The organism is Abiotrophia sp. HMSC24B09 (assembly GCF_001815865.1).
Lineage (GTDB): Bacteria > Bacillota > Bacilli > Lactobacillales > Aerococcaceae > Abiotrophia.
This window is the reverse complement of the sequence record NZ_KV822203.1, coordinates 1-14,435: the sequence shown is the minus strand read 5'-3', so window position 1 is coordinate 14,435 and position 14,435 is coordinate 1. Positions and strand designations below refer to the sequence as shown.

Genomic DNA, 14,435 nt, shown 5'->3' with positions numbered 1-14,435 from the left:
GGTTTCCGGCAAAAACAAAGGAGCCAGTGGACCACTCGAGAAAGTGGGCCACTGGCTCACGCGAAACCGGCGAATTCCCCTGGTTTCCGGCAAAAACAAAGGAGCCAGTGGTCGACTCGGGGAAGTGGACCACGGCGAATACCCCTGATTTTGATTGCTTTCTGCAAGTCACAAGCTCTTAAGCCCGGCCCAGCCCCAAGGTAAGGGCTTTTCAGTCACTTTCTTTCGCCAAGGCAACAAGAAGATGACAAAAAATCCTGCAAACGCGACCATGCCTGATTTATCAAGGATAGGGCCCCATAAAGCCTGTCAGGGTCTAGCACATGTGTTGACAGATGGGCAGACTTTCGATAAACTTTGATTATCAAATAGTTTGATATTCAAAATAAGTTAAAGGGGTGATAGTGAGTGGACCATTCGACCATTTTGGAAATGAACGAATTTTTGGTCTCTATCTTTAATGAAATTCTGTTAATTGAAGAAACTTCGCTCAAGATGAGTGAGTTTTCGGATTTATCAATCAAGGAAATGCATACGATTGAAGCTATTGGTTTGGGCGGCAACTTGAGCTCTTCGGAGGTGGCTAAGAAAATTGCCATCACCATGGGGACCCTGTCAGTGTCCATCCAAAACTTAGTAAAAAAAGGCTATGTTGAGCGTGTGTCCTCACCCAGCGATCGCCGGGTGGTGCTACTCAAGCTAACTAAGCGGGGTAAATTACTCTATCGGATCCACCGCAAGTTCCACTTGAACATGGTAGCCGAGACCTTAAACGGCATGGAGCCTGAAGAGGCAGCCACCTTAGTTAAGGGCCTACGTAATTTACATCGTTTCTTGGACAATGCTAAACAACGATTAGGAGAGTAAGATGAGTCGTATTATTGCAACAGGTGCTTATTTACCTGGACAAGCCTGGTCCAACGACCAATTAATCAATGCTTATCAACTAGAATCCAGTGACGAGTGGATTGTCCAACGGACAGGAATTCACCAACGTTACTTCGCAGCTGAGCACGAAACCGTCGCGATGATGGCGAGTGAGGCGGCCAAGCAATTATTGAAGAATTTATCCCCTGACATTGTCAGCCAAATTCGTCATATTGTCGTCGCAACCATGTCGGCTAAGGCTGCGACCCCATCTATTGCCTGCCAAGTGCAAGCCATGATTGGGGCGGAAGGAGCTTGGGGCTTTGACCTCAACGGCGCCTGTTCTGGTTTTGTAATGGCGATGGAAGTAGCCAACCGCCTGGCAGCTAGCCAGACCCAAGGTTACACCCTAGTCATCGGTGCTGAGAAAATGAGTCAGATTGTGGATCTAACAGACCGTACCACTGCCGTCTTGTTCGGTGATGGGGCGGGGGCTGTCCTGATTCAGCATGATGGTCAAGAACTCAGCGGCTATGCTAGTCAAGTCTTTGCCCAAGGAACAGGGGGCGCGGCCATTGAGGTCCATGAAGCGTCCGATGGTCAGTGGGCTATGCAGATGCAAGGGCGTGACGTCTTCAATTTCGTCAAACGAACCGTCATTAAAACCCTAGCAAACTTTATTGAGCAGAATGATTTTGATATTGACTATTTGATTTGTCACCAAGCGAACCAACGCTTGTTAAATCTGATTGCGGACAAGTTGTCCCTAGAAGAAAGCAAGGTACCTGCTAATATTGCCCAAGCGGCTAACACCTCAGCAGGCTCTATCCCAATTCTCCTAGACCAACTGGTTCGTGACGGGCGATTGCGACTGGATGGAACGCAGTCCATTATCCTAAGTGGCTTCGGTGCTGGCTTAGCCTGGGGTCACCTACACCTTTCCATCTAAGAATCAAAAAAATATTATTTATTTAATGGAGGATCATTATTATGACATTTGAAAAAGTACAAGCGATTATTGCAAACCAATTAGGGATCGACGAAGCAGAAGTACAATTAACCACTGACTTCGAAAACGACTTGAAAGCTGACAGCTTAGACGTATTCCAAATCATCAGTGAAATCGAAGATGAATTAGACATCACCATCGACACTGACCAAAACTTGAAGACTGTTCAAGACTTAGTAAACTACATCGACTCTTTATAATCTATTTTTCTTAAAGTTAGGACTGAAGGTATGAAAACAGCTATTACGGAGTTATTAAACATTGAATATCCAATTGTTCAAGGCGCAATGGCTTGGGTAGCAGACGCTGATTTAGCAAGCGCGGTATCAAATGCAGGCGGCTTAGGGGTGATTGGGACTGGCCACGACAACGTGGACACAGTTCGCGCTAAGGTAGAGGCAATGTTTGCCAAAACCGACAAACCTTTCGCTGTCAATGTAATGTTATTGAACCCACATGTGGAAGAAGTGGTAGACTACTTAATCGCATCTGGCGTCAAAATCATTACCACTGGTGCAGGGAACCCAAGTAAGTACATGCAGCGCTTCGAAGAAGCGGGCATTAGCCTGATTCCAGTAGTAGCGTCTGTGGCCTTGGCCAAACGTATGGAACGCATCGGCGCCAAAGCAGTGGTGGTCGAAGGTATGGAAGCAGGGGGCCACATCGGCAAACTGACTACCATGGCCTTGGTTCCTCAAGTGGTGGATGCCGTTAAGATCCCAGTTATCGCTGCCGGCGGGATTGGGGACGGACGTGCCATGGCAGCAGCCTTCATGTTGGGGGCTTCCGCGGTTCAAGTGGGGACTCGCTTTGTTGTGGCGCATGAGTCTAACGCTCATGACAACTTCAAGCAAGCCATCATTAAGGCCAAAGACATCGAAACCGTGGTGACCGGCCAAATTACCGGCCACCCAGTACGGGTCTTGCGTAACGCCTTAACCACCGAATACCTGCAAGCGGAAAAAGAAGAAACCAGCAAGGCAGAGCCAGACTTTGAACGATTGAACAAAATCGGTAAAGGCGCCCTCCGTCGTGCGGTAGTGGAAGGTGACGTTAAGACAGGTTCCCTCATGGCCGGCCAGATTGCTGGTTTGGTCTCTAAGGAACAATCCTGTCACGACATCATCCAAGACTACTTGGCAGAATGCCGTCAGACCATTCAAGCTAAGCTTGACTTGGTCAATCAATAATTGATATTTCCTTTCCTACTTGCTGGCACCCCCTAGCTGGTAAGTAGGCGAACCAAAGAGCTTGCTCTGACTTTATCCCTCTTAGGAGTGAGCTCTGGCCTTCGGGCCTTTTATATTATGATCGCAATCAAAACGAACTATAACTGAGGATAGGAGTCAGTGTATGAAACTAGCACTTATCTTTAATGGCCAAGGTGCCCACTATGCGGGCATGGGAATGGACTTTGACCGTCAATTTCCCCAAGCCAGCGCTGTCTATGAGCAGGCAGAAGCGGTGACCGGTTGGCCCTTAAGAGAATGGATCCAACAAGAACCTGAACGCTTCGGCCAGACCCGCTATGCCCAAGTCGCCATTACGTCGACCAGCCTAGCTATCTACCGTAGCATCCAAGACTTGTTACCTCCTGTAAGCTATATGGCCGGATTGAGCCTAGGTGAATATTCCGCCCTGGTTGCCAGTGGTGCCCTAGACCAAGCCAATGCCTTTGCCTTATTGCAGGAACGTGGCGAACTCATGTCCAGACAATGCGAAACCCTAGCCAGCGACAGTCCATGCCAAATGGCGGCGGTAATGGGTGTGCCTTATGAAGAATGTCAAGCCTTGGTAGCCCAAGTGGCCGATCAAGAGCCGCTCTACATTGCCAATATCAACTCTTCAGCCCAAATCATCGTGGCGGGGACTATTGCGGCGGTTGAGCGCTTCAAGGAAATCGCCAAAGCTGCCGGCTACAAGAAAGTCATCCCCCTCAAAGTCGAAGGACCTTTCCATAGTCCCTTGATGGCCAATGCCCAAGAAGCCATGGCCCAAGCCTTGGAAAAAGTGACCTTTAAGAAAGGGGACGTGCCCGTCATCAGCAACACCACGCTAGACCTTCATCAGCCTGAAAGCCTCTCCCAAGTACTTGTTCGACATCTTGTTGAGCCAGTTTACTGGAAGCAAACCATTGATAAATTGGTTGAAGAAGGTGTGACTCACCTAGTTCAAATCGGTCCCGGCAATACCTTAGCTGGCCTGCTCAAACGCGAAGGCCTGGCCCTCAAGGTACAAGTCCTGGACAAAGTCGAAGACCTCGACGCCCTCAAAAACTTTTTAACGGAGGAAGAATAAATGACCTTAACCTGTTTGATTACGGGCAGCTCCCGCGGGATTGGCCTAGCCATTGCCCACCACTTAGCGGCTAAAGGCCACCGTGTCATCTTAAACAGCCGTAGTCCCATTGCCCCTGAAATCTTAGCTCAATTTGAAGGCTATGAGCAACCAGTCTTACAAGCGACTGGTGACATCAGCCAATTTGACGTGGCTAAGCAATTAGTGGATGACCTCTATGACCAAGGCGTCCAAGTGGATGTATTGGTCAACAATGCCGGTATTACCCGCGACGGTTTGGTTATGCGCATGAGTGAAGAAGACTTCAACGCGGTCATCCAAACCAACTTGAACGGTTGCTTCAACATGTGCCGTCATTTGACCCCACGTCTCTTGAAGCAAAAGGGCGGCCGCATTATCAACATGACTTCCGTTGTTGGGGTTATGGGGAATGCTGGCCAGGTCAACTATGCTGCCTCTAAGGCTGGTATGATTGGTTTGACCAAGTCCCTAGCCCGCGAAGTGGCTAGCCGTGGCATCACCGTCAACGCCATCGCCCCAGGCTTTATCGAAACGGACATGACCGATCAATTATCGGATCGCGTCAAGGAAGCCATGTTAGGCCAAATCCCACTCAAACGCTTTGGCCAAGTGGAACATATCGCCCAAACAGTCGACTTCTTAATCGACAATGACTACATCACAGGCCAAGTCATCGAAGTCAACGGTGGCTTGCACATCTAAGGTCTGATTCCTAGACCCGCACTACAGGAGGTAATTATGCAACGAGTTGTCGTAACAGGTTTGGGGACTGTCTCCCCAATTGGTAACAATGTCGCCGCATTCTGGGACAGCATGCGCCATGACAAGGGCGGTATCGCGCCTATCACTAAATTCGATCACAGTGGCTCTAGCGTCTCTGTGGCCGCTGAAGTCAAAGACTTCGACCCAAGTCCCGTCTTAGACCGTCGGGAAACCCAACGGATGGACTTCTTCTCCCAATATGCCGTGGTGGCATCAGTAGAAGCAGTAGAAGACTCAGGCTACAAGATTGAAGACAATGCCCACCGGGTAGGGGTCTTAGTCAGCTCAGGGATCGGGGGCTTAATCGAAATCGAAAAAGGCATCCGTAAGATGATTGAGAAGGGCGCTAAACGTATTCCGCCACTCTTCGTGCCACTGACCATCGGGAACATGGCTTCTGGTAATATTTCCATGAAGTTAGGCATCAAGGGCCCAAGCTTGGACATCGTGACAGCCTGTGCCTCTGCTACTAACTCTATCGGGGAAGCCTTCCTCAAGATCAAGACAGGCCTCTTAGATGCCTGCTTGGCAGGTGGGGCAGAAGCTACTATCTGTGAAATCGGGATTGGCGGCTTCGCAGCCTTGACAGCCTTGTCCACCAACCAAGACCCAGCCACTGCTTCCCGTCCTTTTGACAAGGACCGCGATGGCTTCGTTATGGGTGAAGGGGCCGGTGTCCTCTTCCTGGAATCCCTGGAGTCTGCCCAAGCTCGTGGCGCCCACATCTATGCTGAATTAGTGGGTTACGGGGCTAACTCAGACGCCTACCACATGACTGCTCCAACCCCAGACGGGTCTGGCGCTGGTGAATGTATCAAGCAAGCCTTGGCTATGGCCGGGCTCAGTGCTGAAGACGTGGACTACATCAATGCCCACGGGACCAGCACGCCAACCAATGACAAGGGCGAAACCCAAGCCATCAAGTATGCTTTGGGCGATGCAGCTTACAAAGTGGCTGTATCCAGCTCTAAGGGCCACTTCGGTCACCTCTTAGGTGGTGCCGGTGGGGTAGAAGCCATTGTCTGCGTTAAGGCCTTGGAAGAAGGTTTCGTACCTGCGACCCTAGGTCTAGAAAATCCAGAAGAAGGCTGTGACCTGGACTATGTCCCAGGCCATGGACGCCAACAAGACATCCAAGTTGCCCTGTCTAACTCCCTGGGCTTTGGCGGTCACAATGCGGTCCTTGCCTTCAAACGATGGGATGGTAAGTAAGCATGCAATATGAAGAACTCGTCAAATTAATCGACAAACTCGACCAGTCTAGCCTGGCCTACTTCGAATTCACCAATGACAATGAGCGTCTGCTCTTGGCTAAGGAAGTGCCACAAGTGGCAGCGCCAGCCCCAGTCGTGGTGACCGATGTGACTGAATCTGCTGCCCTAACAGCCCCAGCTAGCCTGGCGGCCCCAGCCCCTGTGGCAGCGCCTGAAGTGGTAGAAGCGCCTGCAGCTCCTGTACCAGCGCCAGCAGCCGCTGGTAAGGAGGTGCCAGCTCCTATGGTAGGGGTAGTCTACCTGCAAGCTAACCCTGATGCGGATCCTTACGTGCAAGTAGGCGACAGCGTCAAGAAGGGCCAAGTCCTCTGCTTGATTGAAGCCATGAAGCTCATGAATGAGATTGTGGCCCCTCAAGACGGCGTGGTCTCTGCCATCTTAGTTGAAAATGAAAACATCGTGGAATACGGCCAAGCCCTCTTCCGCATTAGCTAAATTAGCTAAACCCTAAACATCACCCCCAAAGAAAAGAGGAATAAACATGACTTTATTAACTGCTCAACAAGTAATGGACATTATCCCTAACCGCTACCCAATCTTCTTCATCGACGCTGTGGATGAGTTGATTCCAGGTGAAAAAATCGTCTGCCGTAAGAACGTGACCATCAATGAACAAGTCTTCCAAGGTCACTTCCCAGGCGAGCCTGTTTTACCAGGTGTCTTCATCTGCGAAGCTTTAGCTCAAGCCGGTTCTATCCCACTCTTGCAAATGGAAGGTTTCCAAGGCAAGACCGCTTACCTAGGTGGCTTGAACAAGGTAAAATTCCGTCAAAAGGTAGTACCTGGTGACGTGCTTCGTCTCCAAGTAGACATCGTCAAATTGCGTAAGAACGCAGGGATTGGTTACGGCCAAGCCTTCGTTGGCGACAAGAAAGTTGCGGAAGCAGAAATGACCTTCATTATCGGAGCAAAATAATATGTTTAAAAAAGTGTTAGTCGCCAACCGTGGTGAGATTGCAGTCCGAATCATTCGGGCCCTGCGCGAAATGAATATTACGTCGGTGGCGGTCTATAGCGAGGCAGACCGGGAGGCCCTTCATACCCAATTAGCGGATGAAGCCATCTGTATCGGGCCTGCCAAGGGCTTAGACTCCTACGCCAACCCAGTGGCCATTCTGTCCGCTGCCATGGTGACGGGGGCTGACGCCATCCACCCAGGCTACGGCTTCTTATCCGAGCGTAGCGATTTCGTTGCCCTCTGTGAAGAGGTCAATATCAAATTCATTGGCCCTAAGAGCCACATTATCGAAGCCATGGGGAACAAGCAAAATGCCCGCAACACCATGAAGGCAGCCGGCGTGCCTATTACGCCAGGTTCCGACGGCTTGGTGCATAGCTTAGAAGAAGCCCATGCCATCGCCCAAAAGATTGGCTTCCCCTTGATTATCAAGGCAGCCGACGGTGGGGGCGGTAAGGGCATGCGCCGGGTGGAAGATCCTAAGGATTTTGAAGCCCTCTTCCTCCAAGCCCAGAACGAAACCCAGTCGGTCTACGGTAACCAAGATCTCTATATCGAGAAAATCATCTACCCAGCCCGCCATATCGAAGTCCAACTTCTGGGCGACGAGCATGGCCATGTCATCCACCTGGGGGAACGGGACTGCTCCCTGCAACGTAATAACCAGAAGGTCATTGAGTTTGCGCCCGCTGTCTGCCTAGATGAGGACACTCGTCAGGCCATCTGTGGGGCAGCCGTTAAGGCAGCTTCGGCCATTGGCTACACCAATGCCGGGACCATCGAGTTCCTCTTGGCTGACAACGGTGAATTCTACTTCATGGAAATGAACACCCGTCTGCAAGTGGAGCATCCGGTGACCGAGATGATTACTGGGGTAGACATCGTCCAAGAACAGATTAAAATCGCCATGGGCCAGCCCCTCTCTTATCAACAAGAGGACATTGTCTTGTCAGGGTTTGCCATTGAGTGCCGTTTGAATGCGGAAGATCCCCTTCACCAATTCCGTCCGGCTGCTGGCCATATCAAGCAGTTAGTCCTACCGTCTGGCGGTATGGGCTTACGGGTGGAGTCTGGAATCTATCCTCAATACACCTTGCCACCTTTCTATGATTCCATGATTGCTAAAATCATTGTCCACCAACCAAGTCGTGAGGCGGCCTTCCGACTGATGGAACGGGCCCTCTATGAAGTGGCCGTTGATGGACTGGTCACCAACGTGGAACTGCTAGAAGCCATGGTGGCGGATTCCCACATCCAAGCGGATGATTACCACACCAAGTGGTTAGAAGAAAGCTTCATGCCAGCCTGGCTGGACTTCCAGAAAGAGGCTGAAGCAACAGAGGAGGCCTAGTAAATGGCATTATTTCGTCGTAATAAAACCATTCAACTGAATGCGGACGCCGTAGCAAAATATTCGGATAAGGTCGCCCAAATCCCAGATGATTTGATGGCCCGCTGTCCTAAGTGCCACAAGGTCTACTTCACCAAGCAGAAACCTGAGGACTACTGCTGCATGCACTGCCACCACCATTTGCCATTTCCGGCTATGGAACGGATTGACTGGCTAGTGGATGAGGGCAGCTTCCAAGAAATCAACGCTGATCTCTGGAATGACAATCCCCTAGGTTTTCCTAAGTATTCTGAAAAATTAGCCAAGCTGCAGGAAGCGACTGGCCTTAAGGAGGCTATCGTGACCGGGACAGCCCGCCTGGACGGCCATGACTTGGCCCTAGGCGTCATGGATAGCCGCTTCGTCATGGCTTCCATGGGGACCGCCGTAGGTGAGAAGCTGGTTCAACTCTTTGACCTGGCCACCGCCCAAGGCCTGCCCGTGGTTCTCTATATCGCTTCTGGTGGGGCCCGCATGCAGGAAGGCATCCTGTCCCTCATGCAAATGGCCAAGGTCAGCCAAGCCGTAGCCCGTCATTCGGCGGCCGGCGGCTTCTACTGTGCCGTTTTGACCCATCCGACGACCGGTGGGGTCACGGCCAGCTTCGCCATGCAGGGTGATGTCATCTTGGCTGAGCCCGATGCCACCGTCGGTTTTGCCGGCAAACGGGTCATCGAGCAGACCCTGCGCAAGCCTTTGCCTGATGATTTCCAGGCGGCTGAGACCGTCCTAGGCTATGGCTTTATCGACCAAATCGTGCCCCGAGACCGCCAAAAGCGGATGCTGGCGCAACTCTTGACTATTCACGAGGGAGGGAAGGCTCAATGAAGGCTTATCAAATTGTACAAAAAGCCCGTGACATTAAGCGTATCTCCACCTCGGAAGTGATTGGGGCCCTCTGTGGCGACGACTTCATCGAGTGCCACGGCGACCGCATTATGGGCGATGACGCGGCCATTATGGGCGGTGTCGGCCTGGTGGACGACCAGCCCATGACCATTATCGGTATTCAAAAGGGCAAGACCACCAAGGAAAACATCAAGCGTAACTTCGGTTCAGCCAGTCCTGCTGGCTACCGCAAGGCCCAACGTTTGATGAAGCAGGCTGAGAAATTCGGCCGGCCCATCCTGACGTTGATTAATACGGCCGGCGCCTTCTGTTCGCCTGAGTCCGAGGAAAATGGGATTGGGGAAGCCATTGCCTCTTCCTTGCTACTTATGAGTGAACTGACCGTACCGACTATCGCCATTATTTTGGGTGAGGGCGGGAGCGGCGGTGCCATTGCCCTGGCCCTAGCCGACCAAGTCTGGATGCTAGAGAACGCTATTTATTCCATCTTGTCGCCTGAAGGCTTCGCTTCCATCTTGTGGAAAGACGCCAAGCAAGCCGGTAAGGCTGCCGACATGATGAAATTGACCGCGACTGAACTCTTGGACTTGAAGGTCATCGACCGCATCGTGCCCGAGACCTACAACTCCAAGCCCGTGGAAAATGACGTCCTCTTAGAGCGCCTCAGCCACTTGATCAAGCGCGAATTTAAGAAACTAGGCCAAAAAACGGCCCAAGAGCGTCTGGCCCAACGCCAAGACCGCTTCAAGCAATTTTAGGAATTGTGACCGCCCGGGCCTAGCCCGGGCTTTTGTGTGGAGAGGGGTGGCGGGAGCTAGGAAGCTTTCTGTGGAAGAGCCCCAATCCCCCAAAAAGGCAGAAAGTAGCCTGTGAAGAGGCGGAAACTGGGGCAGAAGCACCGAAAAGGCGCGAGCTAGTGGCCCACTCTGGCGAGTGGACCACTAGCTCCCTGGGAGAAGGCTGAAACCTAGTCACAAGCCCCGAACAGCAACCACACCCCGCCCCCTCTCCACTATAGCTGAGCCCTATAACCCGTCATAGAAACTAAATGATTGACTATTGGCGGCAAAAGGGCTAGAATATTCTCATGATGATTAGAATGAAAACTCAATAGGAGGTTCTTTAATGAAATTAAAAGCATTGAAACGTTCCGCCCTTGTGGCGACTTTATTGGCTAGCTTTGTGGCTGGCCCTGTGACAAGCTTTGCTCAACCAGCTGGCGTTGACGCCTCTGTAGAGCAAAAGCTCAGCATCGCGACCCAAGGGGAGCTGGCTACTTTGGACAGTGCCCTCTACAATGACGTGTCAAGTTCTGACATGATCGGTCAGGTCTTCGAAGGCCTTTACCGGGTGAAGAACGGGACCGAAGTGGAGTTCGGCCAAGCTGAATCGGTCAAAGTCTCTGACGACGGCTTGACCTACACCTTTACCTTGCGCGACGGCCTCAAATGGAGCGACGGCAGCCCGGTGACGGCGGCCGACTTCGAGTACAGCTACCAACGTCTGGCCGATCCTAAGTCTGGTGCCAGCGTCCAATCGGTTGACGTCTTCAAGAACGCAGCCGCAGTCCGCAAAGGTGAAAAGGAAGTCTCCGAATTAGGGGTCAAAGCCTTAGACGACAAGACCCTGGAAGTGACCTTGGAATACCCAGCGCCATACCTGCCAAAACTCTTGTCTGGTAGCCGCTACATGCCTGTCAGCAAGGCAGTTCACAGCGCCAAGGCCGACAAGTACGGGACCAGCGCTGACAATGTGGTGACCAACGGTCCTTTCACCATTCAAGACTGGAACGGGACCAACCTGGAGTGGAAATTGGTCAAGAACGACAACTACTGGGATGCGGCCAACGTTTACCTTAAGGATGTCCAAGTTCAAGTTATCAAAGAAAACTCCACTGGTGCCGACCTCTTCGATGCTGGCCAGTTGGACTACACCACTTTGACTGACCAATTTGTCCAAGAATACACTGGGGCGGACGATTTCCATACCGCTTCTAAAGCCACCATCGGTTACCTCAGCTTCAACACCCAACGGGAAGCGACCGCGAATGCCGACTTACGTCGCGCCATCGCCCAAGCTTTCGACAAGCAAGTCTATGCCGACTCCGTCATCCAAGACGGCTCCAAGGTCCTCAACAACCAAGTGCCTAAGGACTTCGACGTCAACGAGGCAGGCGAGGACTACCAAACAGCGGCTGGCCCAATGTTAGAGTATAACTTGGAAGCGGCCCAAGCTGACTGGGCTAAGGCCAAAGCGGCCCTAGGCAAGGACACCATTGAATTGCAATTGCTGACTTCTGACGTTGGCTTGTCCAAGCGGACAGCTGAGTTCTTGCAGGCCCAATTAGAAGCTAACTTGCCAGGCCTCAAGCTGACCATTTCTAGCGTGCCCCTCAAGAACCGTCTCGAGTTCCAACGTCAATCAGACTTTGACATCTTCTACGGGACTTGGGCGCCAGACTATCAAGATGCCCTCAACTTTATCGAGCAGTACAAGACTGGCGGCGGTATTAACTTCGCGAAATATTCCAATGCTGAATACGACAAACTAGTGGAGCAAGCCCGCAACGAATATGCCAACGACCCAGCTAAGCGTCGCCAAGCCTTAATCCAAGCCGAAACCATCGGCATTAAGCAAGACGCAGTCGCTGCGCCAATCTATCAATCTGCTACTTCTTACCTACTCAAAGCCCGCGTGAAAAACTTCGAAGTGATGCCATTCGGCCGTACCATTAACCTACGTCCGGTCTACGTGACAGAGTAATAAGGAAAAGAAAACAGAGAAAAGCCCGCACCACGGTGCGGGCTTTTTGTGTGGCGTGGGGTGGGGGGCAGAAACTAGGTCAGGGCAGAAAATGGGTCAAAAGCTAGCGAAAGCACGAGCTCCTCGGAAAGCGGCAGAAACTAGATCAAAAGCTCCGAAAAGCCGTGAGCCAGTGGCCCACTCTTTCGAGTGGACCACTAGCTCCCTGGGAAAAGGGCGGAAACTGGGCCAAAAGCCCGAAAAGTCGTGAGCTAGTGGCCCACTCTTTCGATTGGTCCACTGGCTCCCTTTGCCTGCGGACTAATGAATCTGCACGGGCTGGCCAGGATTTTCTAGTAGCTCATGCAGCTTGAGGTGGGGCTGGGCGATGGCGTAGGGCACGTTGGCGCCGTGACCGTGTGCCTGCAGGGGCATCTAAACACAACAGGAAAAGCCTTGATTTACAAGGCTTTTTTGCTTGTCTATAACTGATTTGCCCCATCATTTGCCCCACATTTTTTTATGAGCAATCTTTCCAGACATCTCTGATTTGATTAAATTCCTCAAAAATTTTCTCTTCTAAGGTATGTCCATACACTTCTACTGTATAATCTTATTCTTCATTATCAATCGTCAAACACTCCGCCTGTAATCTGGTACATGAGGTAAATGTGCTCCAAGGTTTTGACAATTCGCGCCACATGAAGTTATTTAAGCATCTCCTTTTCTCTCATTACCATTTTCTGTTATAATAAATTATACTTCTAAAATAGAAAGGACTAAAGGACTTAAGATGACAACTCTTATTAAACATAAACGTGTAGAATTTTCAGAACTTTTTTATGACCTAGTTTTTGTTTTTGCAATTTCAAAAGCAACTACTTTAATTGACCATCTTCATAACGGTATTTTGACTTGGAATTCTTTCCTTGATTTTTTCATGGCTGTCTTGGTTCTCACCGATTCCTGGATGATTCAAACCGTTTATACCAATCGCTATGGAAAGAACTCTTTATTTAACATGGTAATCATGTTTATCAAAATGGGACTTTTACTCTTTATAGCCAATATGATTGGACCTGATTGGCAACAATATTTTCATTATCTTTGTTGGGCTGTTGGTACATTAACCTTTACCTTATTTTTACAATATTTGGTTGAATTTTTTAGAAAATCAACCGATAATGTTGAACGGGAAAGTATCAAAGGTTTTCTATGGATAACAGGTCTAGGAAGTTTAGGAGTCTATCTAGCAGCTCTTCTTCCTATTTACGTTGGAGTCTATACCTTATTTGCTAGTATTCTGCTAACATTTATTATGCCAATTATCTTGCTTAGTAAAGATAAGCATTACCAGGTAAATCTCCCCCATTTAATCGAGCGCATCTCCCTTCTTGTCATTATTACGTTTGGAGAGATGATTATGGAGCTAGCTAACTTCTTTACAATCGAGAATTTCTCGATTTATTCGGTTCTTTATTTCATTATTATGCTTTCTCTGTTCTTGTTTTATTTTGGTCAATTCGACCATGCTATTGATGAAAAATCTAATCAAAAGGGACTATTTCTAATTTACAGTCACTATCCTATTTTCATTGGACTTATTATGATGACTGTATCGATGGGCTTTCTTCAGAATCCTGAAGCTAATCGTCTCTTTGCAACCAGCTTCTATTATATCGGATTTGGCCTCTTTCAAGCTGCTGTCCTAGTAAATGGGCCCTATAACAAACACTATCTTCGCTATTCGAAAAGTTACTACTGTGTCCAAGCGACACTCTATCTGGCTGCCTTGATTCTCTCTTTAATCTTTGCTTCTAATCCTATAATAGTAGTGAGTATAACAACCATTTTAGCTCTAGCTATAGCCATTCATTTTATTTATTTTTATATGACACAGAATAAAAAATATTCCAGATCTAACTGGGATTTATTTTGATGAGTTTATAACATAAAAAAAGCTTTGGGAACCAAGGCTTTTTTTTCATTAATTTGTTTTTCCATCAATCCCTACGTGCCCGTGGTTTGAGCCAGCCCACTCTGATTATTTCAGATGCTCATTCCGGCCTTAGAGCCGCCATTCAGCACTGCTTTGTTGGGGTGACTTGGCAACGTTGCGTCTTTCATTTCTTGTCCAACATTGTCGAGATCATCCCCAGAAAAGGGAGTCTAGAGGCGCGCGCTAAATTGAAGGCCATTTTCCAGGCGCCCACCGCTGAACATGCCAGACGGCTCAAGGAAGATTTTGAGGCCTCTGTCGCGGAC

Annotated in this window: 16 protein-coding genes; all 16 read left to right on the top strand. The window is 49.9% G+C overall.

All coding sequences use genetic code 11. The features are described 5' to 3' along the window. On the top strand, positions 1-182 hold a 182-nt coding region (locus tag HMPREF3093_RS09885), incomplete at its 5' end, for a hypothetical protein (protein ID WP_218970166.1). A gap of 250 nt (positions 183-432) precedes the next feature. After that, a complete protein-coding gene (locus HMPREF3093_RS04810) occupies positions 433-867 on the top strand; it encodes a fatty acid biosynthesis transcriptional regulator FabT (RefSeq protein ID WP_070756101.1) in 435 nt (144 codons plus the stop codon). A 1-nt stretch (position 868) separates the two neighbouring features. Next, entirely contained in the window at positions 869-1,816 is a 948-nt protein-coding gene (locus tag HMPREF3093_RS04805; protein ID WP_070755854.1) for a beta-ketoacyl-ACP synthase 3, read from the top strand. Positions 1,817-1,857: 41 nt separating this feature from the next. Further along, positions 1,858-2,076, top strand: coding sequence for an acyl carrier protein (locus HMPREF3093_RS04800; RefSeq protein ID WP_023391761.1), 219 nt, complete (start codon positions 1,858-1,860; stop codon positions 2,074-2,076). A gap of 30 nt (positions 2,077-2,106) precedes the next feature. Then, positions 2,107-3,066 carry an enoyl-[acyl-carrier-protein] reductase FabK gene (fabK, locus tag HMPREF3093_RS04795; protein WP_070755853.1) on the top strand — a complete coding sequence of 320 codons (960 nt, stop codon included), beginning with the start codon at positions 2,107-2,109 and terminating at the stop codon, positions 3,064-3,066. Positions 3,067-3,229: 163 nt separating this feature from the next. Continuing rightward, positions 3,230-4,174, top strand: coding sequence for an ACP S-malonyltransferase (locus tag HMPREF3093_RS04790; protein WP_070755852.1), 945 nt, complete (start codon positions 3,230-3,232; stop codon positions 4,172-4,174). After that, a complete protein-coding gene (gene fabG, locus HMPREF3093_RS04785) occupies positions 4,175-4,897 on the top strand; it encodes a 3-oxoacyl-[acyl-carrier-protein] reductase (RefSeq protein WP_070755851.1) in 723 nt (240 codons plus the stop codon). Between the two features lie 36 nt (positions 4,898-4,933). After that, a complete protein-coding gene (gene fabF / locus HMPREF3093_RS04780) occupies positions 4,934-6,169 on the top strand; it encodes a beta-ketoacyl-ACP synthase II (RefSeq protein WP_070755850.1) in 1,236 nt (411 codons plus the stop codon). A 2-nt stretch (positions 6,170-6,171) separates the two neighbouring features. Further along, the gene (gene accB / locus HMPREF3093_RS04775) at positions 6,172-6,666 is read left to right on the top strand and encodes an acetyl-CoA carboxylase biotin carboxyl carrier protein (RefSeq protein ID WP_070755849.1); all 495 of its coding nucleotides are present in this window, start codon (positions 6,172-6,174) and stop codon (positions 6,664-6,666) included. Positions 6,667-6,712: 46 nt separating this feature from the next. Next, positions 6,713-7,147, top strand: coding sequence for a 3-hydroxyacyl-ACP dehydratase FabZ (gene fabZ, locus HMPREF3093_RS04770; protein ID WP_070755848.1), 435 nt, complete (start codon positions 6,713-6,715; stop codon positions 7,145-7,147). Position 7,148: 1 nt separating this feature from the next. Continuing rightward, complete coding sequence (gene accC, locus HMPREF3093_RS04765) at positions 7,149-8,540, top strand: acetyl-CoA carboxylase biotin carboxylase subunit (protein WP_070755847.1); 1,392 nt, start codon at positions 7,149-7,151, stop codon at positions 8,538-8,540. A gap of 3 nt (positions 8,541-8,543) precedes the next feature. Next, on the top strand, positions 8,544-9,407 hold the full coding sequence (gene accD / locus HMPREF3093_RS04760; RefSeq protein ID WP_070755846.1) for an acetyl-CoA carboxylase, carboxyltransferase subunit beta: 864 nt from the start codon (positions 8,544-8,546) through the stop codon (positions 9,405-9,407). Beyond that, complete coding sequence (gene accA, locus HMPREF3093_RS04755; protein WP_070755845.1) at positions 9,404-10,186, top strand: carboxyltransferase subunit alpha; 783 nt, start codon at positions 9,404-9,406, stop codon at positions 10,184-10,186. The genes accD and accA overlap by 4 nt, the downstream gene beginning before the upstream one ends. 367 nt (positions 10,187-10,553) lie before the next feature. Continuing rightward, positions 10,554-12,191: a peptide ABC transporter substrate-binding protein gene (locus HMPREF3093_RS04750; RefSeq protein ID WP_070755844.1), complete on the top strand. Its 1,638-nt coding sequence runs from the start codon at positions 10,554-10,556 to the stop codon at positions 12,189-12,191. A 772-nt stretch (positions 12,192-12,963) separates the two neighbouring features. After that, the gene (locus HMPREF3093_RS04745; RefSeq protein ID WP_070755843.1) at positions 12,964-14,109 is read left to right on the top strand and encodes a low temperature requirement protein A; all 1,146 of its coding nucleotides are present in this window, start codon (positions 12,964-12,966) and stop codon (positions 14,107-14,109) included. Positions 14,110-14,162: 53 nt separating this feature from the next. Next, a partial coding sequence (locus tag HMPREF3093_RS09565; RefSeq protein WP_180363266.1) for a transposase occupies positions 14,163-14,435 on the top strand: 273 nt, incomplete at its 3' end.